The 22,182-nt window shown below is 73.9% G+C and carries 23 protein-coding genes; 8 read left to right on the forward strand and 15 right to left on the reverse strand.

Annotated features, from left to right (window positions below; genetic code table 11):
• Positions 1-9: 9 nt before the first annotated feature.
• The 3 genes from ABD948_RS17175 to ABD948_RS17185 are packed head-to-tail and all read left to right on the forward strand — an operon-like array spanning position 10 to position 2,860.
• A complete protein-coding gene (locus ABD948_RS17175) occupies positions 10-1,056 on the forward strand; it encodes a metal ABC transporter substrate-binding protein (protein ID WP_345268099.1) in 1,047 nt (348 codons plus the stop codon).
• Positions 1,047-1,862 carry a metal ABC transporter ATP-binding protein gene (locus tag ABD948_RS17180; protein WP_345268101.1) on the forward strand — a complete coding sequence of 272 codons (816 nt, stop codon included), beginning with the start codon at positions 1,047-1,049 and terminating at the stop codon, positions 1,860-1,862. The genes ABD948_RS17175 and ABD948_RS17180 overlap by 10 nt, the downstream gene beginning before the upstream one ends.
• Positions 1,859-2,860, forward strand: a complete 1,002-nt coding sequence (locus ABD948_RS17185) for a metal ABC transporter permease (RefSeq protein WP_345268103.1) — start codon at positions 1,859-1,861, stop codon at positions 2,858-2,860. The genes ABD948_RS17180 and ABD948_RS17185 overlap by 4 nt, the downstream gene beginning before the upstream one ends.
• A 212-nt stretch (positions 2,861-3,072) precedes the next feature.
• Here ABD948_RS17185 and ABD948_RS17190 read toward each other — a convergent pair whose 3' ends face one another.
• The 3 genes from ABD948_RS17190 to ABD948_RS17200 are packed head-to-tail and all read right to left on the reverse strand — an operon-like array spanning position 3,073 to position 5,481.
• The gene (locus ABD948_RS17190) at positions 3,073-3,846 is read right to left on the reverse strand and encodes an isoprenyl transferase (RefSeq protein ID WP_345268105.1); all 774 of its coding nucleotides are present in this window, start codon (positions 3,844-3,846) and stop codon (positions 3,073-3,075) included.
• Positions 3,847-3,856: 10 nt separating this feature from the next.
• The gene (gene recO, locus ABD948_RS17195) at positions 3,857-4,585 is read right to left on the reverse strand and encodes a DNA repair protein RecO (protein ID WP_345268107.1); all 729 of its coding nucleotides are present in this window, start codon (positions 4,583-4,585) and stop codon (positions 3,857-3,859) included.
• 23 nt (positions 4,586-4,608) lie between these two features.
• Positions 4,609-5,481 carry an alpha/beta fold hydrolase gene (locus tag ABD948_RS17200; protein ID WP_345268109.1) on the reverse strand — a complete coding sequence of 291 codons (873 nt, stop codon included), beginning with the start codon at positions 5,479-5,481 and terminating at the stop codon, positions 4,609-4,611.
• 98 nt (positions 5,482-5,579) lie between these two features.
• On the opposite strand from ABD948_RS17200, the gene ABD948_RS17205 reads away from it, so the two are divergent.
• Positions 5,580-8,378, forward strand: a complete 2,799-nt coding sequence (locus tag ABD948_RS17205) for an ATP-binding protein (RefSeq protein ID WP_345268111.1) — start codon at positions 5,580-5,582, stop codon at positions 8,376-8,378.
• 70 nt (positions 8,379-8,448) lie between these two features.
• Here ABD948_RS17205 and leuA read toward each other — a convergent pair whose 3' ends face one another.
• Entirely contained in the window at positions 8,449-10,200 is a 1,752-nt protein-coding gene (gene leuA / locus ABD948_RS17210; RefSeq protein ID WP_345268114.1) for a 2-isopropylmalate synthase, read from the reverse strand.
• 199 nt (positions 10,201-10,399) lie between these two features.
• Here leuA and ABD948_RS17215 point away from each other — a divergent pair, with 199 nt between their 5' ends.
• Both ABD948_RS17215 and ABD948_RS17220 read left to right on the forward strand, forming a co-directional pair.
• A complete protein-coding gene (locus tag ABD948_RS17215; RefSeq protein ID WP_345268116.1) occupies positions 10,400-11,227 on the forward strand; it encodes a septum formation family protein in 828 nt (275 codons plus the stop codon).
• Positions 11,227-12,057: a septum formation family protein gene (locus tag ABD948_RS17220; protein WP_345268119.1), complete on the forward strand. Its 831-nt coding sequence runs from the start codon at positions 11,227-11,229 to the stop codon at positions 12,055-12,057. The genes ABD948_RS17215 and ABD948_RS17220 overlap by 1 nt, the downstream gene beginning before the upstream one ends.
• On the opposite strand, the gene ABD948_RS17225 is transcribed toward ABD948_RS17220, so the two are convergent.
• The 7 genes from ABD948_RS17225 to ABD948_RS17255 form a co-directional block, all read right to left on the reverse strand.
• Positions 12,030-12,470, reverse strand: coding sequence for a nuclear transport factor 2 family protein (locus ABD948_RS17225; protein ID WP_345268121.1), 441 nt, complete (start codon positions 12,468-12,470; stop codon positions 12,030-12,032). The genes ABD948_RS17220 and ABD948_RS17225 overlap by 28 nt on opposite strands.
• On the reverse strand, positions 12,470-13,423 hold the full coding sequence (gene era, locus ABD948_RS17230) for a GTPase Era (RefSeq protein ID WP_345268123.1): 954 nt from the start codon (positions 13,421-13,423) through the stop codon (positions 12,470-12,472). The genes ABD948_RS17225 and era overlap by 1 nt, the downstream gene beginning before the upstream one ends.
• Positions 13,420-14,202 carry a siderophore-interacting protein gene (locus ABD948_RS17235; RefSeq protein ID WP_345268125.1) on the reverse strand — a complete coding sequence of 261 codons (783 nt, stop codon included), beginning with the start codon at positions 14,200-14,202 and terminating at the stop codon, positions 13,420-13,422. Before ABD948_RS17235 ends, era begins: the two co-directional genes overlap by 4 nt.
• A complete protein-coding gene (locus ABD948_RS17240; protein ID WP_345268127.1) occupies positions 14,199-14,576 on the reverse strand; it encodes a cytidine deaminase in 378 nt (125 codons plus the stop codon). Before ABD948_RS17240 ends, ABD948_RS17235 begins: the two co-directional genes overlap by 4 nt.
• Positions 14,569-15,882 (reverse strand): hemolysin family protein, encoded by a 1,314-nt coding sequence (locus ABD948_RS17245; RefSeq protein WP_345268129.1) that lies wholly within the window; start codon positions 15,880-15,882, stop codon positions 14,569-14,571. The genes ABD948_RS17240 and ABD948_RS17245 overlap by 8 nt, the downstream gene beginning before the upstream one ends.
• Positions 15,875-16,354: an rRNA maturation RNase YbeY gene (ybeY, locus tag ABD948_RS17250; protein WP_345268131.1), complete on the reverse strand. Its 480-nt coding sequence runs from the start codon at positions 16,352-16,354 to the stop codon at positions 15,875-15,877. Before ybeY ends, ABD948_RS17245 begins: the two co-directional genes overlap by 8 nt.
• A gap of 71 nt (positions 16,355-16,425) precedes the next feature.
• Positions 16,426-17,487, reverse strand: coding sequence for a PhoH family protein (locus ABD948_RS17255; RefSeq protein ID WP_345268133.1), 1,062 nt, complete (start codon positions 17,485-17,487; stop codon positions 16,426-16,428).
• A gap of 103 nt (positions 17,488-17,590) precedes the next feature.
• On the opposite strand from ABD948_RS17255, the gene ABD948_RS17260 reads away from it, so the two are divergent.
• Positions 17,591-17,878: a hypothetical protein gene (locus ABD948_RS17260; RefSeq protein ID WP_345268135.1), complete on the forward strand. Its 288-nt coding sequence runs from the start codon at positions 17,591-17,593 to the stop codon at positions 17,876-17,878.
• A gap of 34 nt (positions 17,879-17,912) precedes the next feature.
• On the opposite strand, the gene ABD948_RS17265 is transcribed toward ABD948_RS17260, so the two are convergent.
• Positions 17,913-18,254 carry a histidine triad nucleotide-binding protein gene (locus ABD948_RS17265; protein WP_345268137.1) on the reverse strand — a complete coding sequence of 114 codons (342 nt, stop codon included), beginning with the start codon at positions 18,252-18,254 and terminating at the stop codon, positions 17,913-17,915.
• A gap of 156 nt (positions 18,255-18,410) precedes the next feature.
• On the opposite strand from ABD948_RS17265, the gene ABD948_RS17270 reads away from it, so the two are divergent.
• Complete coding sequence (locus ABD948_RS17270) at positions 18,411-19,388, forward strand: Gmad2 immunoglobulin-like domain-containing protein (RefSeq protein ID WP_345268139.1); 978 nt, start codon at positions 18,411-18,413, stop codon at positions 19,386-19,388.
• Positions 19,389-19,419: 31 nt separating this feature from the next.
• Here the strand turns inward: ABD948_RS17270 and ABD948_RS17275 are convergent, their stop codons facing one another.
• Genes ABD948_RS17275 through dnaJ form a run of 3 tightly spaced genes read right to left on the reverse strand, consistent with a single transcriptional unit; the run spans position 19,420 to position 22,180 of the window.
• Complete coding sequence (locus ABD948_RS17275; protein ID WP_345268141.1) at positions 19,420-20,208, reverse strand: enoyl-CoA hydratase; 789 nt, start codon at positions 20,206-20,208, stop codon at positions 19,420-19,422.
• 5 nt (positions 20,209-20,213) lie between these two features.
• Positions 20,214-20,975 carry a 16S rRNA (uracil(1498)-N(3))-methyltransferase gene (locus ABD948_RS17280; RefSeq protein WP_345268143.1) on the reverse strand — a complete coding sequence of 254 codons (762 nt, stop codon included), beginning with the start codon at positions 20,973-20,975 and terminating at the stop codon, positions 20,214-20,216.
• Positions 20,976-21,004: 29 nt separating this feature from the next.
• On the reverse strand, positions 21,005-22,180 hold the full coding sequence (dnaJ, locus tag ABD948_RS17285; RefSeq protein ID WP_345268145.1) for a molecular chaperone DnaJ: 1,176 nt from the start codon (positions 22,178-22,180) through the stop codon (positions 21,005-21,007).
• Positions 22,181-22,182: the final 2 nt, after the last annotated feature.

Here is a 22,182-nt window from a genome sequence, read left to right on the forward strand (position 1 = left end):
ATCGTTCTCATGCGTCTGCGCCTGGCCCCTGCTGCCCTGACCGCCCTGCTGCTCGCCACCTCCGGGTGTGCGGCCTTCAGCGACGAGGGTGGCACCGCCACCGAGGGCGGCTCCGGCGCGAGCGGGTCCGGGGCACCCACCGTGGTGGCCGCCTTCTACCCGCTGCAGTGGACCGCCGAGCAGGTGGCCGGCGACCTCGCCGAGGTGGAGGTGCTCACCGCACCTGGCACCGAGCCCCACGACCTCGAGCTCGACGTCAGCCAGGTGGCGCTGATCTCCGAGGCCGACCTCGTGGTGCTCGAGGACGGCTTCCAGCCCGCCGTCGACGACGCCGTGGCCCAGAACGGCTCCGGTGAGACGCTCGACGTCGTCGACGTGGTGGACCTGCTGGCGGCCGACGAGACCGAGGCCGAGCACTCCGAGCACGCCGGTGAGGAGGACCACGCCCACGCGGAGGGCGAGGAGCACGCCGAGGAGGAGGGCCACGAGGAGGGAGAGGAGCACGCCGACGAGGAGGGCCACGACCACGACCACGGCGAGTTCGACCCGCACTTCTGGCTCGACCCGGCCCGCGTCGCCGACCTGGGCGACGCGATGGCCGAGAAGCTGGCCGAGCTGGACCCCGAGAACGCCGAGACCTTCCGCGAGAACGCTGCCACGACGCGCGCCACGCTCGAGGAGCTCGACGCCGCCTACAGCGAGGGCCTGGCCCAGTGCGAGCGCTCCACGATCGTCGTCTCCCACGACGCCTTCGGCTACCTCTCCAAGTACGGCCTGGACGTCGAGGGTGTCGCCGGCCTGACCCCCGACGCCGAGCCCACCCCGGCCGACCTCGGCGCCCTGCAGGAGCTGGCCCGCGAGGAGGGCATCACCACCGTCTTCTCCGAGCGCCTGGCCAGCCCCGCCTTCACCGAGGCGCTCGCGGGCGACCTCGGGATCCAGACCGCTATCCTCGACCCGATCGAGGGTCTCACCGACGAGACCGCATCAGAGGACTACGTCTCCCTGATGGAGCAGAACCTCGACGCTCTCCGAGGTGCCAACGGATGCCAGTAGCCGATCCCGTCGCGCTGCGCGACGGCGCCGTCGCCCTCGGCGGCCGCCCCGTGCTGCGCGGGATCGACCTGGCCGTGCGCCAGGGCGAGTTCGTGGCGCTGATGGGCGCCAACGGCTCCGGCAAGTCCACGCTCGTGCGTGCGATCACGGGGCTGGTGCCGCTGAGCCGCGGTGAGCTGACGCTGTTCGGCACCCCGGCCGCCCGGTTCGCCGACTGGGCCCGGGTCGGCTTCGTGCCGCAGCGCCAGGGCGCCACCTCCGGGGTGCCCGCCTCGGTCGGCGAGGTCGTCACCGCCGGCCGTCTGGCCCGACGTCGCCTCTTCCGGCCGCTGACCCGCGAGGACCGCGCCGCCGTCCGCGAGGCGCTCGAGGTCGTCGGTCTCGCCGACCGGGAGCGCGAGCCGGTGGCCACGCTGTCGGGCGGTCAGCAGCAGCGGGTGCTGATCGCCCGCGCGCTGGCGGGTCGACCCGAGCTGTTCCTGCTCGACGAGCCCACCGCCGGCGTCGACCAGCCCAACCAGCACGCCCTCGCCGAGGCGCTCGCCGAGCTGAAGCGGCGCGGCGCCACCATCGTGCTCGTGGCCCACGAGCTCGGTCCGCTGGCGCCGCTGCTGGACCGCTCGGTGGTGATGCGTGACGGCCGGGTGGTCTACGACGGCGCCCCGCTGGGCGACCACGAGGTGCACGCCCCGTGGCTGGGCGAGGCGCACACGCACCACCACCACCACGACGCCGAGCGCCGCACCGACCACGTGCCGCACCTGGCTCCCCCGCTCCCCGACCACGGACGGCGGTCGCACCCGTGAGCCCCATCGAGCTGTTCGGCACCGGCTTCATGCAGCGCGCCCTGCTCGCGGCGCTCTTCACCGGGCTGGCCGCGCCCGCCGTGGGCACCTACCTCGTGCAGCGCCGGCTGGCGCTGATGGGCGACGGGATCGGCCACGTGGCCGTCACCGGCGTCGCCATCGGCCTGCTCACCGGCGCCTCCCCCACCTGGACCGCGGTCGTCGTCGCCATCCTCGGCGCGGTGCTGATCGAGGAGATCCGCGCCCGCGGCCGCACCAACGGCGACGTCGCCCTCGCCCTGCTGTTCTACGGCGGCCTCGCCGGCGGCGTCATGGTCACCGGCATCGCGGGCCAGAGCGCAGCGCGCCTGCAGCAGTTCCTGTTCGGCTCCCTGCTGACCATCGGCATCGCCGACGTGCTCGTGACGATGGTGCTCGCCGCGGTGGTGGTGGTGCTCTGCGTCGGGCTCTCGCCGCAGCTGTTCTCGGTCTCGCAGGACCAGGACTTCAGCCGCGTGGCCGGCCTCAACGTGCGCCTCTACAACATCCTCGTGGCGGTGCTGGCTGCCGTCAGCGTGACCGTGGCCATGCGCACGGTCGGGCTGCTGCTGGTGAGCGCGCTGATGGTGGTGCCCGTGGCCACCTCGCAGCAGGTGGCGCGCACCTTCCGCGCCACCCTGGCGGGGGCGATGGCGCTCGGCGTGGTCGCCTGCGTCGGGGGCCTGGTGATCTCGGCCTTCGCCTCCTACCAGGCCACCGTGGCGCCCGGTTCCACCATCGTGCTGCTCGCCCTCGCGCTGTTCGCGTTGGCCTGGCCGGTGGGTGTGGTGCTGCGGCGGCGCCAGCGGGTGCGCGCGCCCTTCTCCGACGAGCCGCCCGACGAGCACCAGCCCGCCGAGCACGACCACCGGCACGGCGACGGCTGCGGCCACCTCGCCGTCCCGCACGGCGACCACGTGGACTACGTGCACGACGGCCACCGCCACGCCCCGCACGGCGCGCACTACGACGAGCACTGACGCCGTCCCCGGTCTGATGCCTCCGTGGGCCGGTGCCGGCGTGCGCACCGGCGTGGCGGCCGATCGTCACACCCGCCCCACCAGCCACTCGCGTGGTGACCCGGAGGGGTGATCGCGGAACCGGAGGGCCAGAATTCCGGCCCCCCTGTTCCGCGTTCCCACGTCCACGTGGGATCACCCCCCACGCCCGGCACGACCCACCGGCCGCAACCTCAGCGCGGCTGCGCACCGCCGTAGCGCCGGTCCCGCCGGGCGTAGAGCTCGCAGGCACGCCAGAGCGCGAGGCGGTCGACGTCGGGCCACAGGATGTCGGTGAAGACCAGCTCGCTGTAGGCGGCCTGCCAGAGCATGAAGTTGGAGAGCCGCTGCTCGCCGGAGGTGCGCCACACCAGGTCGGCGTCGCCCACCTCGGGCACGTAGAGGTGCCTGGCCACGGTGCGCTCGTCGACCTTGTCGGGGTTGAGGCGACCGGCGGCCACCTCGCGGGCGATGGAGCGCGCGACGTCGGCCAGCTCGGCGCGGCCGCCGTAGTTGACGCACATGGTGAGGGTCAGCACGTCGTTGTCGCGGGTGAGCTCCTCGGCCGCCTGCAGCTCCTTGATCACCGACTTCCACAGCCGAGGCGCCCGGCCGGCCCAGCGCACGCGCACACCGAGCTCGTGCATCTGGTCGCGCCGGCGACGGATCACGTCGCGGTTGAACCCCATCAGGAAGCGCACCTCCTCCGGGGAGCGCGACCAGTTCTCGGTGGAGAAGGCGTAGGCCGAGATGGCCTTGACCCCCAGCTCGATGGCGCCCTCGACGACGTCGAACAGCGCGTGCTCGCCCTGCTCGTGCCCGCGGGTGCGCGGCAGGCCACGGTCCTTGGCCCAGCGACCGTTGCCGTCCATCACGATCGCGACGTGGCGCGGTACCAGCTCGCGCGGGAGGTCCGGCGGGCGGGCCCCGGAGGGGTGCGGGGTGGGGGGTCGGACGGCGCGCTTCACGGGCGCGACGCTATCGCTCCAGGTGCTCCAGCGAGCGCAGGGAGCGCTCCAGGTGCCAGGAGAGGAACGCCGAGACCAGGCCGCTGGCCTCGCGCTGGTGCCGCTGGTCGGCCGCCTCGACGACGGGCCAGTCGCCGGCCAGCAGCGCGCCGAGCAGCTGCACCGTCTCGGGCGCGGGCCGCGCCGACCCGGGGAGCCGGCAGGTGCTGCACAGCACGCCGCCCTGGGAGGGGTTGAACCAGGTGTGCGGACCCGGCCGCCCGCAGTGCGCGCAGTCCTCGAAGGAGGGCGCGTAGCCGGCCACGGAGAGCGAGCGCAGCAGGTAGGAGTCGAGCACGTGCCCGGGCCGCCGCTCCCCCGAGGTCATCGCGCGCAGCGCGCCGACCAGCAGCAGGAACTGCTGCAGCGCCGGCTCCTTCTCCTCGGTGGCGAGCCGCTCGGCGGTCTCGAGCATCACGGTGCCGGCGGTGTACCGCTCGTAGTCGGTGCCGAGGCCGGCCGAGAACGCCGCCCGGGTCTCGGCCTGCGTGACAATGTCGAGGTTGCGACCCTCGGCCAGCTGCAGGTCGACGTGGGTGAAGGGCTCCAGCCGCGACCCGAACTTGGAGGTGGTGCGCCGCACGCCCTTGGCGACCGCGCGGACCCGCCCGTGGTGGCGGGTCAGCAGGGTGATGATGCGGTCGGCCTCCCCCAGCTTGTGGGTGCGCAGCACGATCGCCTCGTCGCGGTAGAGAGGCACGCGCCCAGTCTCCCCGACGGGGCCTACTGGGCGGTGGAGGAGCGCTCGCGACGCGAGGCGCGGCGCTGCTCGCCCCAGCACTCCTGCGCGAACCCGACGGCGGCCCGGGTCAGCCGCTCGGGGCGCAGTCGCCACTCCAGGATGCTGCGGGCCTGCACGAACCGGGCGTGCGGCAGCTCCCCGGCCAGCATGGCGGCGTCGGCGGCGGGGTGGATCGGGTCGGCGGGGTGGCCGACGACGAGCGCGGGTGCGGTGATGCCGCGGCGCTGCGCCGAGGAGGGCGCGACCCGCCCGAAGAAGAGGCCGTGGACGACGGCGGCCATCGCGTCGGCGCGCTGGTCGAGGGTGTCGAGCACGATGCCGGTCCAGAAGGGCACCAGCCCGCGCGGCACGGGCCGGGTGACGGCGCGCACGCCGGCGACGGTGAACGGCATGAAGCGCGCGGCGAAGAGCAGGGGTGCGAACGCGAGGATGCCCGCCTCGACGGCGTTGTCGAGCACCGGCATCTCCACGAGCAGGCCGCGCACGCGCTCGGGGGCCAGCACGGCCACCTCGAGCGAGACGTTGGCCCCGAGCGAGGTGCCGCCCACCACCGCCTGCTCCGCCCCGAGGTGGTCGAGCAGCGCGATCACCTGCTCGCCGAACGCCGTCATCGAGTAGCGCAGGGGGTCGGCGGGGCGGTCGGAGCGCCCGTGGCCCAGCAGGTCGACCGTGACGACGTGCAGGCCCTCGGCCGCCAGCGCCCGCGCCAGGGGCTGGTGCATCCGGCGCGGCATCAGCTGACCGTGCACCAGCACCACCCAGGCGTCACCGGCGCCGTACTCGGTGTACTCGAGGCGGTCGCGGCTGCCCTCGCCGGTCAGGAAGAACTGGCCGATGCGTTCGGAGACGAGCATGAGCTGAGCGTAACCAGCGGTACGCCGGACCACGAGGCGGCGCGACGGGGATCGCGGACCGCCGGACAGGGGGCCGTGCGGGTACCAGAATGCTGGTCGTGGCCCCCGAGTCTGCTCCCCCGGGTCCGCGCCTGGGCTGGCGCGGCGCACTCGGCGTGCTCGCCGCCGCCCTCGTGGCGGACCTGGCGCTGCTGCTGCTGGCGCCCGCGGACGCCGAGACCGGGGTCTGGTGGAGCGTGGTCGGGCTCCAGGTGGGAGCACTCCTCGAGAGTCCCCGACGTCGCTGGCCGGCGCTGCTGCTCGTGGTCGCGGCCACCGGCGCGGTCTCGCTGCTGGCGCGTGGCACCGACCCCACGACGCTCTCGGTCGGTGTCCTGGTGGTGGTCGTGCAGGCGGTCCTGGGGGCCGCCCTCCTGGCGCACGGCACGACGCGGTTGCTGCGCACCCCCGGCGACGTCGCCCGGCTCGCGGGCGCCGCCCTGGCGGTCGGAGCGGTCGCCGCGGCAGGCCTGGGCCTGGCGGCCGGGCTCGGCTCCGCCCCGGCCGGGGCGGCACAGCTGGTCGGTGCGCTCACCGCCGCCGCGGTCTCCGTGGCCGTGCTCACGACCCCCGTGGTGCTCCTGCCCCAGCGGTCGGCGGCACCGCACCCGTGGGCCCTCCTGGGCGCGCACGCGCTCCTGGTGGGCCTGGGGGTCTGGCTCACCCTGGGACCGGACCCGGTGGCGCCCCTCCCGTTCCTGTCGTTGGCCCTGTTGGGGCTCGGCGCCTTCCTGTTCGACCTGGCCGTCACCTCCCTGGAGCTGGCCGTCCTCTCCGGGGTCGTGGTGGCGCTCGCGGCGCGCGGCAACGGCCCCGTCGGCGACATGCTCGCCGCGGGCGACCTCACCTGGGTCGAGGCGGCGGCCTGGACCCAGGCCTACTGCCTGGCCGGCGCGCTAGTGGTGCTGCCGCTCGGCGTCGCCGTGCGCCAGCAGCAGCGGCTCCGGCAGCGCGTCGACGCCGAGGAGTCGCAGCAGCGGCTCACCTTCGAGCACTCCACGGTGGGCATGCTGCTGGTGAGCCGGGCCACCGAGGGCGAGGCCGCCGGGCGCCTGGTCGTCGACGACCTCAACAGCGCCGCGGCGGGCGCCCTGGGGCTGGACCGCGCGACGGCGGTGGGCCGGCAGGTCCTCGAGCTGCTCGCCGTCCAGGGCGCGACCCCGGTGATCCGCGACGGCCTGCTCGACGGCGAGCCCGTGTGGCGGGGGCGCTGCAGCGTCGTGGCGCGGCCGGGCAGCCTGCTCGACGTGGTGGTCGCCTCCCGCTCCGCGGGCGAGAACCCCCGCCTGGGTGAGGGCTTCACCCTGCAGCTGGTCGACATCGGGCTGGAGGCCGCTGCCGCGGAACGGGCGGACCGGGCGCGACAGCTGACCGAGGCCACCATCGACACCGCGGGCTGCGTGATCGTCGTGACCGACGAGCGGGGGCTGGTGCTGCGCGTCAACGCGGCCACCGAGCAGATCACCGGCCACCTCCCGACCTCGCTGCTCGGCCGCCCCATCTGGGAGACACCCGTCTCACCCAGCGGCCGCGCCGACCTGGAGTCCCTGCTGGCCTGGCCCAACCGCTCGGGCCTCCCGGTGGTGCGCGAGAGCACGATCCGCGCCGCCGACGGCCGCGAGCTGCGGCTGATCTGGAGCAGCAACGTGGTGGCGGCGCACGACGGTCAGCCGGCGTACTGCGTCATCACCGGCGTCGACGTCTCGGCCGAGCGGGCCAGCACGACCCTGGTGACCCACCTGATGCAGGCCTCGATCGCCACCGCCCTGGTGGGCACCGACCCGCAGGGCAACGTCTCGGTGCTGAACTCCGGCGCCGAGCGGCTGCTCGGGCTCACCTCGGACGCTGCGGCCGGCCGCCCCGTCACGGCCTTCCTGGACCCGGCCGAGGTGGAGCAGCGCTGCCCTGGCGGCTTCGTGGCCTGTGCGGCCGCGATGGCCGCCGGGAGCGAGAGCGAGACGCAGGACTGGACGTGGGTGGGCGACGACGGCACCCGGCACGTGGTGGCGATGACGGTCAGCCCCACGGCCGACGCCACCGGGCGCCTGGGCTACCTGCTGGTGGCCCAGGACGTCACCGAGCGCCAGGCCGGCCACGCGGCGCTCGCCGCGGCGCTCGACAAGGAACGGGCTGCCGTGGAGCAGCTGCGGTCCCTCGACCGGGCGCGCGACGAGCTGGTCTCCACGGTCTCGCACGAGCTGCGCACGCCGGTGACCAGCATCCTGGGCTACACCGAGCTGCTGCGCGAGGGCGCGATCGTGCCGCCCGACCCCGCCCAGGTGCCGCTGCTCGACACGATCACCCGGGGCAGCCACCGGCTCATCGACATCTGCAACGACCTGCTCCTGCTCAGCGGTCTCGAAGCTGGCGCGATCAGCCTCACGATGCAGCCGCTGGACCTGCGCGAGACGGTGCGCACGGCGGTGGAGGGCAGCGAGCCGCTGCTGGCCGGCCGCCACCTGCAGGTGGAGGTCGAGCAGCCCGAGCACCCCGTCGAGGTGCGTGGCGACGCGCACCAGCTGGAGCGAGCCGTGGCCAACCTGCTCGGCAACGCCGTCAAGTTCACCAGCGACGGCGGCCGCGTCGTCGTCACGCTGGCGCGCGAGGGCACCGAGGCGCTGGTCGCGGTCTCCGACACCGGCATCGGCATCCCGCTCGCCGACCAGGAGGCGGTGTTCACCCGGTTCTTCCGCACCGACGAGGCCCAGCACCAGGCCATCCCCGGCACCGGGCTGGGCCTCTCGATCGTCGCCGACATCGTGCACGCTCACCAGGGCCGGGTGGAGCTGGAGTCCGCCCCCGGGTCCGGCACCACGGTGCTGGTGCGCCTGCCCGCGGACCACCCGGACCCCGCCTGACCGCCCGGTCGCCAACCCCTCGATCGGCGACGCGTGACGCTCGACGAGGTGCGAGGACCCGGGGCGGGTCTCAGCGGTGCGCGCGGTTGACGGCCGAGACGATCGCCTTCAGCGAGGCCGTGAGGATGTTGGCGTCCACGCCGACCCCCCAGAGCACCTGGTCGCCGACGGCGCACTCCACGTAGGCCGCCGCGAGGGCGTCGCCGCCCGCGCTGAGCGCGTGCTCGGCATAGTCGAGCACCCGCACGTCACCGGCCTGGGGCAGCTCCTCGAGCGCGGCCACGAACGCCGCGATCGGGCCGTTGCCGGTGCCGCTGAGCGACCGGCGCTCGCCGTCGACGATCACCTCGACGTCGAGCCGGTCCCGCTCGCCCGCGGCCGAGCTGGTGTGCACGGAGTCCAGGTGCAGCGGCGCCGTGCGGTCCAGGTACTCGGCGCGGAAGACCTGCCAGATCTGCTCGCCGGTCATCTCGCCGCCCTCGGCGTCGGTGCGCTCCTGGATGACGCGGCTGAACTCGATCTGCGCGCGGCGCGGCAGGTCGAGCTTGTGCTCGGACTTCAGCAGATAGGCCACCCCGCCCTTGCCCGACTGGCTGTTGACCCGGATCACGGCCTCGTAGGTGCGGCCGACGTCCTTGGGGTCGATGGGCAGGTAGGGCGCCTCCCAGGGCATCTCCCCCACCGGGATCCCCTGCTCGCCGGCCTGCCGCTCGAGGTCCTCCAGACCCTTCTTGATGGCGTCCTGGTGCGAGCCGGAGAAGGCGGTGTAGACGAGGTCGCCGGCGTAGGGGTGGCGCGGGTGCACCGGCAGCTGGGTGCAGTACTCCACCGTGCGGCGGATCTCGTCGATGTCGGAGAAGTCGATCTGCGGGTCGACGCCCTGGCTGAACAGGTTCATGCCGAGGGTCACCAGGTCGACGTTGCCGGTGCGCTCGCCGTGGCCGAACAGGCAGCCCTCCACGCGGTCGGCGCCGGCCATCATGGCCAGCTCGGTGGCGGCGACCGCGGTACCACGGTCGTTGTGCGGGTGCAGGCTGATGACGGTGTGCTCGCGCCGGGTGAGCTGGCGGCTGAACCACTCGATCTGGTCGGCGTACACATTGGGCGTGGCCACCTCGACAGTGGCGGGCAGGTTGAGGATGATCTCGCGGCCGTCCTCGGGCTGCCAGACGTCGGTGACCGCCTCGCACACCTCCAGCGAGAACGGCAGCTCGGTGCTGGTGAAGATCTCGGGGCTGTACTCGTAGCCGATCACCGTGGTGTCGAGCAGACCCTCGACGTGCTTCATCACCAGCTGCGTGCCGCGGGTGGCGATGTCCTTGACCTCGTCCTTGCCCGCGTGGAACACCACGCGCCGGAACAGCGGCGCCAGCGCGTTGTAGAGGTGGATGTTGGCGCGCGGCACGCCCACCAGCGACTGCACGCTGCGCTCGATGAGGTCCTCGCGCGCCTGGGTCAGCACCGAGATCGTGACGTCGTCGGGGATGTGGTCGCCCTCGATCAGCTGGCGGACGAAGGCGAAGTCGGTCTCGCTGGCAGCCGGGAACCCGACCTCGATCTCCTTGTAGCCCATCCGCACGAGCAGGTCGAACATCGTCATCTTGCGCGCCGGGCTCATCGGGTCGATCAGCGCCTGGTTGCCGTCCCGCAGGTCGGTCGAGAGCCAGCGCGGCGGGGCGGTGATGGTGGCCGAGGGCCAGGTGCGGTCGGGCAGCTCGATCGGCGGGAAGGCCCGGTAGCGGTGGTGCGGCATGCCGCTGGGCTTCTGGCCGTTCTCGCTGCGGCTGGTGATGACGCGGGCGCTGCTGTTGCTGCTGGTCATGGGATTCCTCGGCTCGGTGTCGACGGCGCCGGCCGGCTGGTGCGCCTGGCGGGCGTCTGCGGTGGGTGCCGGGCGCGCAGCAAGCTCTCCGCAGCGAGGGGGTCCGGCTCTCAGACCTCGCTGCGGCAGCGAAGGAGCAGCTGGCGCGTCATGACCCGGCCACGATAGCGCAGCCGGCGGTCCCGTCTACCATCGCACCGTGCCTCCCCTCCAGCCCCTCGCCGCCTCCGGCCTCTCCCTGGTCGCGGCCCCGGTGCTGGTGCTGGTCCTCGTGCTGAGCGGGTGCGGCGGCGCCGCGGTGCCCGGCCTCGGCGGCGAGGACGCCGCGGAGGCCGCCGAGACCCCGGAGCTGGGCGCGTGCCGCGACCTGACGCCCGCGGACGTGGCCCAGCCGAGCAACCAGACCGAGACGGTGCCCTGCGCCGAGCCGCACACCGCCCAGACCTACGCGGTGGGCGAGGTGCCCGACGACCTGCGCGACCTCGACCACGACGACGACGCCATCGGCGCGTTCGCCTACGAGACCTGCACCGAGAAGCTGCAGGGCTTCCTGGGCGCCGACCAGAGCCTGGCCCTGCGCACGATCCTGAGCTGGGCCTGGTTCCGGCCCACCGAGGAGGCCTGGGCGGCCGGCGCGCGCTGGTACCGGTGCGACGTCGTCGGGGGCAACGACCAGCTCGAGGAGCTGATCGCACTCCCCGAGACCGCCGAGGGGCTGCTGCTGGGACGTGCGGCCGACCGGTGGATGACCTGCGTCGACGGCGAGACCGTCGCCGAGGGTCGCAAGGTGCCGTGCTCGCAGCCGCACGACTGGCGGGCGGTCACGACGATCAAGCTCGGCGAGGACGCCGACCCCTACCCGGGTGACCGGCTAGTGGAGGTGCGCACCCGCGACTTCTGCTCGGACTCGGTGGGCGCCTGGCTGAACTACCCGGTGGACTACGACTACGCCTACAGCTACTTCCACGAGGCGGAGTGGCAGGCCGGCAACCGGCGCTCCATCTGCTGGGCGAGGACCCCCGACTGATGCGTCTGCGCTCCCTCCTGCTCGCCACGGCCGTCTCGTTCTCCCTGGCGGCCTGCACGGGCGACGCCCCGGACGAGCCTGCCGACCCCGGCGCGGCGTCCTCGAGCGCCGCGCCCACCCCGCTCCCCTCCGCCGAGCCGGTCGCCGCGCCCACCGCGCCGGCCTGCTACCGGTTGACCTTCGAGCAGGCGCTCGCACCCACCGACAGCTCCGTCGACGTGGAGTGCGGGCGCGGTCACACGGCCACCACCATCGCCGTCGGCACGCTGGAGAACCTGCGCTCGGGGCACCTCCTCGCCGTCGACTCCCGCCAGGTGCGCGACTACGTCGCCGAGACCTGCCCGGCACGCTTCGCCGACTTCGTGGGCGGCACCGAGGCCGACCGGAGGCTCAGCATGCTGCGGCCGGTCTGGTTCACCCCCACCCTGGAGGAGTCTGCCGCCGGCGCGCAGTGGTACCGGTGCGACGTGATCGCCGTGGCGGGCACCGAGCAGCTGGCCCCGCTGACCGGACGACTCCGTGGCGTCCTCGCCCGACCCGAGGACCGCGACCGGTACGCGATGTGCGGCACCGCGGCCCCGGACACCCCCGACTTCGAGCGCGTGGTCTGCTCGGCGCGGCACAGCTGGCGCGCCATCGAGGTCGTCACCTTCGACGACGAGCGCTATCCCGGTGCCCGCGTCGCCCGGGAGCGAGGTCAGACGCAGTGCGAGGACGCCGGTGCACGCGTAGCCGATGACCCGCTGGACTACCAGTGGGTCTACGAGTGGCCCACCGCCGAGCAGTGGCGCGCCGGACAAACCTACGGTCGCTGCTGGGCCCCTGCCTGACCGGTCGCCAGCCGGGCCGCCATCCGCTCGATCAGCGCGTGCAGGCCCTTGACCGGCCGCACCATGACGGTGAACTCGCGCAGCCGCCCGTCCTCGCCCCAGGCCAGCATGTCGATGCCGTGGACGCTGATGCCGTCGAGGTCGGCCTCGAACTCGAGCACCGCGGACCCCTCGGCGTACCACTGCCGGCGGTAGACCAGCGTGGGCCCGAGCACGTCGACGGCGGCGGCGAGGTAGGCGGTCGCGAGCTGCTTGCCCTCCTGCGGCGTGTGCACGGCGGGCGAGCGGAACACGACGTCGTCGGCCAGCAGCTCGTCGAGCCCCGCGGGGTCGCGGCTCTCGGCGATGCGGTGCCAGGCCGCGACGGGCGCGGGCATGGACGGCGAGGACGACGTCGTCGGCACGTCGGTCATCAGAATCCCAGCCTCCTCAGCTGCTTGGGGTCGCGCTGCCAGTCCTTGGCGATCTTGACGCGCAGGTCGAGGTAGACCGGCGTGCCGAGCAACGCCTCGATCTGCTGGCGTGCGCGCCCACCGACCGACTTCAGGCGGGAGCCGCGGTGCCCGATGACGATCCCCTTCTGGGAGTCGCGCTCCACGAAGAGGTTGGCGTGCACGTCGAGCAGCGGCTTGTCCTCGGGGCGGCCCTCGCGCAGTCCCATCTCCTCGACCACCACGGCGATCGAGTGCGGCAGCTCGTCGCGGACACCCTCGAGGGCCGCCTCGCGGATCAGCTCGGCCACGAGGATCTCCTCGGGCGCGTCGGTGAGGTCGCCGTCGGGGTAGAGCTGCGGTCCCTCCGGCAGCAGCCCGACGAGCAGGTCTGCCAGCAGCCCGACCTGGTCACCGCCCACGGAGGAGACCGGCACCACCTCGGCCCACTCGATGCCCGTCTCGGCACCGAGAGCAGCGATCTCGACGAGGTGCTCGGCGATCCGGTCCGGACTGGCCAGGTCGGTCTTGGTGGCCACGGCCACCTTGATCGAGCGCCGGGCCTTGGCGAGCTCGGTGACCAGGAACCGGTCACCGGGTCCGACCCGCTCGTCGCAGGGGAAGCACACGGCGACGACGTCGACCTCGCCCCAGGTGGTGAGCACCAGGTCGTTGAGCCGCTCGCCCAGCAGGGTGCGGGGTCGGTGCAGCCCGGGGGTGTCGACCAGGATCAGCTGCGCGTCCGGCCGGTGCACGATGCCGCGCACGACGGTGCGCGTGGTCTGCGGCTTGTCGGAGGTGATCACCACCTTCTGGCCCACGAGCGCGTTGGTCAGCGTGGACTTGCCGGCGTTGGGGCGGCCCGTGAACGAGACGAAACCGCTGCGGAACGCCTCTGCCCCCTGCTTGACGGTTGGCTGGATGATCTCACTCACTGCTGTGCCTCTCGGGCTGCGTCGTAGTCGGCCCAGATCTGCTCGTCGGTGTGTCCCGCCGCCTTGCCCGCGCGCCACACCGGCCCGGGGTCGACGGCGCGGGGCTGCCGGGTGGCCACTCCGCGCCAGTAGCCCATCACGTCGTAGGCGGTGCTGGGCAGGCGGCGCTCGCGCATCAGGTGCTTGCGCACCGCGCGCATCTGTGCGGACTCGCCGGCCATCCAGAAGTACCCCTGACCCTCCGGCCACGCCAGGTGCTCGACGGCGGGGGCGAGGTCGCTGCGGCCGTCCCCGGGCTGCTGGAGCCACGTCACCTCAGCCCCACCCGGCGGCAGGTAGCCGGGGAGCGGCTCGGGTGCCTCGGCCAGCACGCGGGTGGGCAGAGCGGTGCTCTCGAGGATGCGCGCCATGGCGGGGAGCGCGGTCAGGTCACCCACCAGCGTCAGCCACCGCGCCTCCGGCGGCAGGGTGAACGACCCCTTGGGCTCACTGATCGTGACGACGTCGCCGACGCAGTCGCGGCGCACCCACTCGGCCACGAGACCGACGTCGTGCAGGGCGACGTCGAGCACCAGCTCGACGCCGTCCCAGGAGCGCACCGTGTAGTACCGGCTCTGGAACTGGTCGGGCACCACGAGCGCCACCCACTCGTCGGGCACGCCCGTGGAGGTGAACGCCTCCTCGCCCGTGGGGGCGGAGAGCACCAGTCGCACCAGGTGCGAGCCGAGCTGCTCGCGGCGCAGCACCTCCGCGCGGTACTGCCGCGCGCGCGCCGTCACCGTGCGTCGACCGTGAGACTCGCCCCGACGGTGCCGCGGGCGTCACCGAGGTGGACCGCCACGCCGCCGGCGACGGCCAGGTCCGCGAGCGCGCCCCGGTCGTCGTCGCCCAGCGCGTCGACCTCACCCAGCAGGGCGCACGCCGCGATGCCGCGCGAGCCGGAGGCCACGGCCATGGCCACGCAGACCTGCACCGCGGAGAGCTGCAGCGAGGGCAGGTCGACGGTCGCGGCCGCGTAGGTGCGCCCCATCTCGTCGCGCACGGCGGCACCCTGGGCGGCGCCGACGCGGGCGCGGGTGGCCCGGGCCAGGGTGACCAGCTTGGCGTCCTCGGGACCCAGCGCGTCCGAGGCGGGGGCAGGGCGGTCAGTCACGGGAGGCAGTCTCCAGCTCGTCGTCGGTGGTGGCGGGGGCGGCCGGTTCGGCGCGCCGGATCAGCACCGTACCGATCTTGTTGCGGCGTCCCGCGGTGTCCTCGGCGGTGAAGTGCAGCCCGTGGGCCTCGACCGACGAGCCGGGGATCGGCACGACGCCCAGGTGCTTGGCCATCAGACCGCCCACGGAGTCGACGTCGTCCTCCTCGACGTCGAAGCCGAAGAGCTCGTCGAGGTCGCCGATCGGGTAGCGCGAGGAGACCCGGACGACGCCCTCCTCGAGCCGCTCGACGTCGATGTGGTCGACGTCGTACTCGTCGGTGATCTCGCCGACGATCTCCTCGAGCAGGTCCTCGATGGTGATCAGGCCGGCGGTGCCGCCGTACTCGTCGACGACGGCGGCGATGTGCTGGCGGTCGGCCTGCATCTGCGCCAGCAGGGTGTCGACCCGCTGGGACTCCGGCACCCACAGCACCGGCCGCATGATCTCCGCCACCGGCTGGGTCAGCTCGGCCCTCGGGTTCTCGAAGTCGCGGCGCACGACGTCCTTGAGGTAGGCCATGCCCAGGATGTCGTCGAGGTTCTCGCCGATGACCGGCACCCGCGAGAAGCCCGAGCGCAGGAACAGCGACAGCGTCTGGCGCAGGTTCTTGTGCTGCTCGATGAACACCACGTCGTTGCGGGGAACCATCACCTCGCGCACCGTGGTCTCACCCAGCTCGAAGACCGAGTGCAGCATCCGGCGCTCGCTGGACTCGATGAGTGCCGAGGCCTCGGCCATGTCGACCATCTCGCGCAGCTCGGTCTCGGTGGAGAACGGCCCCTCGCGGAAGCCCCGACCCGGCGTGATCGCGTTGCCGACCAGGATCAGCAGCCTCGGCAGCGGGCCGAGCACGGTCGCGGCGGCCATCAGCGGCCCCGCCGAGAGCGTGGCCACCCGGTCGGCGTGCTGCCGGCCGAGCGTGCGCGGCGCCACGCCGATCATCACGAAGGAGACCACCAGCATGGAGCCGATGGTGACCAGCACGGCCTTCCACCACGAGCCGCCCACGGCGTCGTCGACGACCAGGGTGACCAGCACGATCGCGGAGATCTCGCAGGCCAGGCGGAGCAGCAGGGCCGTGTTCAGGTAGCGCGGGGCGTCCTCGAGCAGTGCCACGAGGCGCTCGGCGCGGGGCCGCCCCTGCTGCACACGCTCCTGGGCGCGGGCCCGGGAGTAGCCGGCGATGGCGGCGTCGGCCGCGGTGAACACGCCGGCGAGCAGCACCAGCGCGCCCGCGGCGACCAGGAGCCAGAGGTCAGACATCGGGGCCGGCCCCCGAGGAGGGCGGGGACTCCCGCCAGGCCGCGAGCAGCTGGTCCTGGAGACCGAACATCTCGCGGTGCTCCTCGGGCTCGGCGTGGTCGTAGCCGAGCAGGTGCAGGATGCCGTGCACCGTGAGCAGCTCGACCTCGGCCACCGTGCCGTGACCGGCGCTCTCGCCCTGGCGCTGCGCCACGGCGGGGCACAGCACGAGGTCGCCCAGGACCCCCTCCTCGGGCTCCTCGCCCACCAGGCCGGGGCGCAGCTCGTCCATCGGGAAGGCCAGCACGTCGGTGGGGCCGTCCTTCTCCATCCACTGGCCGTTCAGCTCGGCCATCGTGGCCTCGTCGACGGCCTTGATGCACAGCTCGGCCAGGGGGTGCACGCGCATCCGGTCCATCGTGAAGCGCGCGAGCCGCGCGAGGTGGCGCGTGTCGAGGTCGGTGCCCGACTCGTCGAGGATCTCGATGCTCATCGTGGACTCGTCGGTCGGCTCATCGGCGGGCTCCGGCTCGTGCTCGGGTCGGGCGGGTTCCGGAGGCTCCATCAGGAGCGCTCCGTGCGGGCGCCACCGGCGCGGGGGCCGGCGCCTGCGGCCGCCTCCGAGCGGTGGGCGTCGAACTCGTCGTAGGCGGCGACGATCCTGCCCACCAGGCGGTGGCGCACCACGTCGTTGGCGGTGAGCCGGTTGAAGGAGATGTCCTCGACCTCGTCGAGGATCCCCTCGACCACGCGCAGGCCGCTGCGCACCCCGCCGGGGAGGTCGACCTGGGTGACGTCGCCGGTGACGACGATCTTGGAGCCGAACCCGAGGCGGGTCAGGAACATCTTCATCTGCTCGGGCGTGGTGTTCTGCGCCTCGTCGAGGATGATGAAGGAGTCGTTGAGCGAGCGGCCGCGCATGTAGGCCAGCGGCGCCACCTCGATCGTGCCGGCGGCCAGCAGCTTGGGGATCGTCTCGGGGTCGATCATGTCGTGCAACGCGTCGTAGAGCGGCCGCAGGTACGGGTCGATCTTCTCGCTGAGCGTGCCGGGCAGGAAGCCCAGGCTCTCGCCGGCCTCGACGGCCGGGCGGGTCAGGATGATCCGGTTGACCGACTTGGCCTGCAGCGCCTGCACGGCCTTGGCCATGGCGAGGTAGGTCTTGCCGGTACCGGCCGGCCCGATGCCGAAGGTGATCGTGTGCTTGTCGATGGCGTCGACGTAGCGCTTCTGGTTCAGCGTCTTCGGGCGGATGGAGCGACCGCGGTTGCTGAGGATGTTGAGGCTCAGCACGTCGGCGGGTCGCTCGGTGGTGTCGGCGCGGAGCATCTGCACCACCCGCTCCACGGTCTCGGGCGTCACGCCCTGCCCGGTGCGGATGATGGCCACGAGCTCGTCGAGCAGCCGCTCGACCAGGGCGACCTCGCCGGGGTCGCCGTGCATGCTGATCCGGTTGCCGCGCACGTGGATCTCGGCGTCGAAGCTGCGCTCGATCAGGCCGAGGTGCTCGTCACCGGGCCCCAGCACGCTGACCATGTTGACGCTGTTGGGGACGACGACCACGTGCTTGGTGCGCGGGCGGGCGCTCTCGCCGGGCTGGTGGCTCGGCTGGGTGCTGTCTGTCATGGAGTCTTTCTGTGACGGGTCCGGCGGACCTCCCGAGTCTACGGGAGCGCCCGCGGCACGACCATCCACTTCCGGGTGGGCCCGAGCCGCGTACGGTGTGCCCATGCAGCGGGGTGAGCGCGACTGGGAGCGCGACGAGTTCGACGAGGACCCCGATCCCGACGACCCGCAGCTCGCGCCGGTCTGGTTCCCCGGCGGTCACCTGCCGCCCGATGCCAAGGCGATGGGGCTGACCCACCACGTCCCGGACGGCGCCCTGCTCGACTTCGCGGGCCGGCTGGACAGCACCAAGCCCGTGCACCGCTTCACGGCCTGGACCCTGCTGCTGGTGCTGTGCCTGCCGCTGGCGATGCACGTCGTGCGGATCGCCCAGTGGTGGCTCGGCGACTGACGCCGACCACTCCCGCCGGCCAGCCCCAGCGGACTCAGCCCGGCGGCCAGCCCAGGTCGCGTCCGGCCAGCACGTGCAGGTGGGTGTGGAAGACGGTCTGTCCGGCGCCGGCGCCGGTGTTGAACACCAGCCGGTAGTCCTCGCCGTGGCCCTCGGCCACCGCGACGGCGGCCGCCGTCGTCACCAGCTCGGCGCTGGCCTGCGGGTCGCCCGCGGCCAGCTCGGCGGCATTCGCGAAGTGCTGGCGCGGCACCACCAGCACGTGCGTGGGCGCCTGGGCGTTGATGTCGCGGAAGGCGACCGTGCGCTCGGTGGTGTGCACGACCTCGGCGGGCACCTCACCGCGCACGATCTTGCAGAACAGGCAGTCGTCCATCTGGTGATCATGGCACCCCCCGATCCAGCGGCCACGCAACCGGTCGGCCCGCCCGCGCGTCTCAGCGGTGAGCGGCGACACCTCGACCCGTGGCACCGACACGCGCACGCCCGCTCGTCCGCCAGTTCACCCGCCGACCCGACCAGGATGGTTGTCATGAGCGCTCGCCCCCTCCCCCGCACCCGCGCCCGCCTCGCCGTCCTGGCGGTGGCCACCTCGCTGGCCCTGGCCGGCTGCGGCGGGTCCGACGACGACGGCGGCACCGCCGAGGAGCCCACCTCCAGCGCCCCCGCGAGCCCCTCGGAGTCCGCCGCCGAGCCCAGCACGCCCGCCGAGACCTCTGAGGCTCCCTCCGAGAGCGAGGACGCCGGGGAGCAGGTGGCGGCGCCGGTCTACTTCGTGGGCGACGGGCCCTCGCTGGCCGGACGCTCCCGCGGCCCGGTGCTCTTCCGCGAGTTCCGCGACGTCGACGCCGCCGACCCCGTGACCGACGCGCTCGAGCTGCTGCTCAGCGGCGACGCACTCGACCCCGACTACCGCTCCCCGCTGGCCACGCCGACCGCCGCCGGGCTGGCCGGCACCAGCCTGGACGGCACGGGCGACCAGGCGCAGGTGACCCTCGAGCTGGCCGACGACAGCCTGGTCGCGCGACCGGCCGGCATGAGCGCCCGCGAGGCCCGCACCGCCGCCCAGGCGGTCGTGTACACCGTCTCCGGCATCGCCCAGGCCCGGGTGCGGGTCTTCGCGACGCTCGACGGCGCCCCCACCACGCTGTTCGGCGTCCCCACCGAGAACGGCCTGCGCAGCGCCCCCGAGCTCGACGTCCTCAACCTGGTGAGCGTCAGCGACCCCGCCGAGGGCACGACGGTCAGCGGCAGCTTCACCGCCACGGGCGTCGGCAGCTCCTTCGAGGCCACCATCCCCTGGCAGGTGCGGCGCGGCGAGGAGGTCGTGCTCGACGGCTTCACCACGGCCGAGGGCTGGATCGACGGGCTGTACCCCTGGGAGGCCGAGGTCGACGTCTCGGGGCTCGAGCCGGGCGAGTACACCTTCGCCGCGATGACCGACGACCCCACCGCCGGCACCGAGGGGTTCGGGCCGGCCGAGGACACCCGCACGATCGTCGTCGAGTAGCCGCCGACGCGCCCGGCGCGACCGGGCCGGCTCAGCGACCGCGGAAGACCGGCGTGCGCTTCTCGGCGCGCGCGGCGGCTGCCTCGCGCACGTCCTCGCTGGCCCAGCACGCGTCGAAGGAGGCCTGGGTGGCGGCGTCGTGCGCGGTGTCGACCATCGCGCTCAGCACGGCCTTGTTGTGCGCGAGGCTGAGCGGTGCGAGCGCCGCGATCTCGTGCGCCCACGCCAGCGCGTCCTCCAGCGTGCCGGTGCGGTCGACGAGCCCGTGCTGGAGGGCCTCGTCGCGGGTCAGGGTGTCGGCGGCGACCATGAGGCGCCGGGCGACCCCGCCGCCGGCCAGATGGGCCAGCATCCGCATCGTCCAGGCGTCCACGGCCATGCCGTTGCGGGGGGTCGGGACGGCGAAGCGCGCGGTCTCGTCGGCCACGCGCAGGTCCGAGGCGATCGCGAGCTGGGTGCCCGCCCCGATCGCGGGGCCGTTGACCGCCGCGATCACCGGGACGGGCAGCCGGGTCAGGCCGTGCAGCATCCCGTAGAGCGCCTCCAGGAACTCCTCGCCGTAGACGCCGCCGAGGTCGGCACCCGCGCAGAAGGCGGTGCCGTGCCCGGTGATCACCAGCACCCGGGCGCCGTCCTCGACGGCGCCGGCGGCGGCGTCGTGCAGGGCGCGGCACAGGGCCAGGTCGAGCGCGTTGCGACGCTCGGGGCGGTGCAGCTCCAGCACGGTCACGTCGCCGTCGCGGTGGGTGTGCAGCACCTGCGCGGTGTCAGGCGTCGCTGGGGTCGCAGGGGCGGCGGGGGCGGTCTCCTCGGCAGGCACGGCCGTCAGGGTAGGGGCTCGCCGGCCGCGCCCCAGCGCGGTGTCCGCGCCAGCAGCGCGGCGGCGGCGGCCAGGCCGGCGGTGCTGGTGCGCAGCACCTCCGCGCCGAGCCGCACCACCTGTGCGCCGGCGTCGCGCAGCGCCGCCAGCTCCGCCTCGGCCAGGCCGCCCTCGGGACCCACCACGAGGAGCACCTCGCCCTCGGCGGGCAGTGCCAGGCCGGCCAGCCCGACCGTGGCGTCCTCGTGCAGCACCAGGGCCAGCGTTGCCGCCGCCACCCGGGCCAGCACGTCCTCGGTGGTGGCGAGGTCGGCCACCTGCGGGTGCCAGGGGCGCCGGGCCTGCTTCGCGGCCTCGCGGGCCGTGGCGCGCCAGCGGGCCAGCCCCTTGGCCACCCGCTCGCCGCGCCACACCGCCACCGAGCGCGCCGCGGCCCACGGCACGACCTCGGCCACACCCACCTCGGTGAGCACCTCGACGGCGAGCTCGCCGCGATCACCCTTGGGCAGCGCCTGCACGACCACGAGGCGCGGCTGCGGCTCGGGCTCGGTGCGCACCTCGAGGGCCCGCACCAGCAGCCGTCGCTTGCCGGTCTCGGCCACCTCGCCGGTGACCACCGTGCCCCGACCCTCGGTCAGCTGCAGCTGCTCCCCCACGCGCATCCGGCGCACCGCGACGGCGTGGTGGGCCTCGTCGCCCTCCACGAGCACAGTCCGCCCGGGGGCGACGCCGGCGAGGTCGGGCACCAGGTGCACGGGCAGGCTCACCGGACGCGCCCCCTCACCGGATCCGTGCCTCAGTGCGGGTTGAAGGCGTCGCGCAGCCGGCCGAAGACCGACTTCTGACCGGGCTTGACCTGCCCGGTGGGCGACTCCTCCTCGCGCAGCCCGGCCAGCTCGCGCAACAGCTCCTCCTGGCGGGCGTCGAGGCGGGTCGGCGTCTCGACCGCCACGGTGACCAGCAGGTCACCGCGCCCGCCGCGCAGACCGGGGACGCCGCGCCCGCGCAGCACCGTCTCGGTGCCCGACTGGGTGCCGGGTCGCACCTCGAGCTCGAAGGAGGTCTCGACGCCCGAGCCGGCGCCGCTCTCGACGTCGGCCTCCAACGTGGGCAGCTCGATGGTGGTGCCGAGCGCGGCGGCCGTCATGGGCACCGTCACGGTGCACAGCAGGTCGTTGCCGCGTCGGGTGAAGACCTCGTGCGCGGCCACGTGGATCTCCACGTACAGGTCGCCGGCCGGGCCGCCACCCGGGCCGACCTCGCCCTGCTCGGTGAGCTGCACCCGGGTGCCGTTGTCGACGCCGGCGGGGATCTTGACCGTGAGCGTGCGGCGCGAGCGCACGCGGCCGTCACCCGCGCACTCGCGGCAGGGGTCGGGGATGATCGAGCCGAACCCGCGGCAGGCCGCGCAGGGACGCAGGGTGCGGATCTCGCCGAGGAACGAGCGCTGCACGTGGGCGACCTCGCCCTGGCCGTGGCAGGTCTCGCACGGCACCGGACGGCTGCCCGGTGCGGCGCCGTCGCCCCCGCAGGTGGAGCAGAGCACGGCCGTGTCGACCTTGATCTCGCGCGAGACGCCGAACGCGGCCTCGGCCAGCGAGATCTCGAGACGGATCAGGGCGTCCTGGCCCCGGCGCACCCGTGAGCGGGGCCCCCGGCCACCGCCACCGCCACCCGGGCCCTGGCCGCCGAAGAAGGCGTCCATGATGTCGGTGAACGAGAACCCCGCGCCCTGGCCGAAGTCGGCTCCGCCGGCGCCGAAGGGGTTGCCGCCACGGTCGTAGGCGGCCCGCTTCTGCGGGTCCGAGAGCACCTCGTAGGCGGCCGAGACCTCCTTGAAGCGCTCCTGGGTGGCGGGGTCCGGGTTCACGTCCGGGTGCAGCTGGCGCGCCAGCTTGCGGTAGGCCTTCTTGATCTCGTCGGCCTCCGCCTCGCGGGTCACGCCGAGCAGGTCGTACAGGTCCTGGGGCACAG

Origin of the sequence: Nocardioides nanhaiensis, from assembly GCF_039542785.1 — a bacterium.
Classification (GTDB): Bacteria; Actinomycetota; Actinomycetes; order Propionibacteriales; family Nocardioidaceae; genus Nocardioides; species Nocardioides nanhaiensis.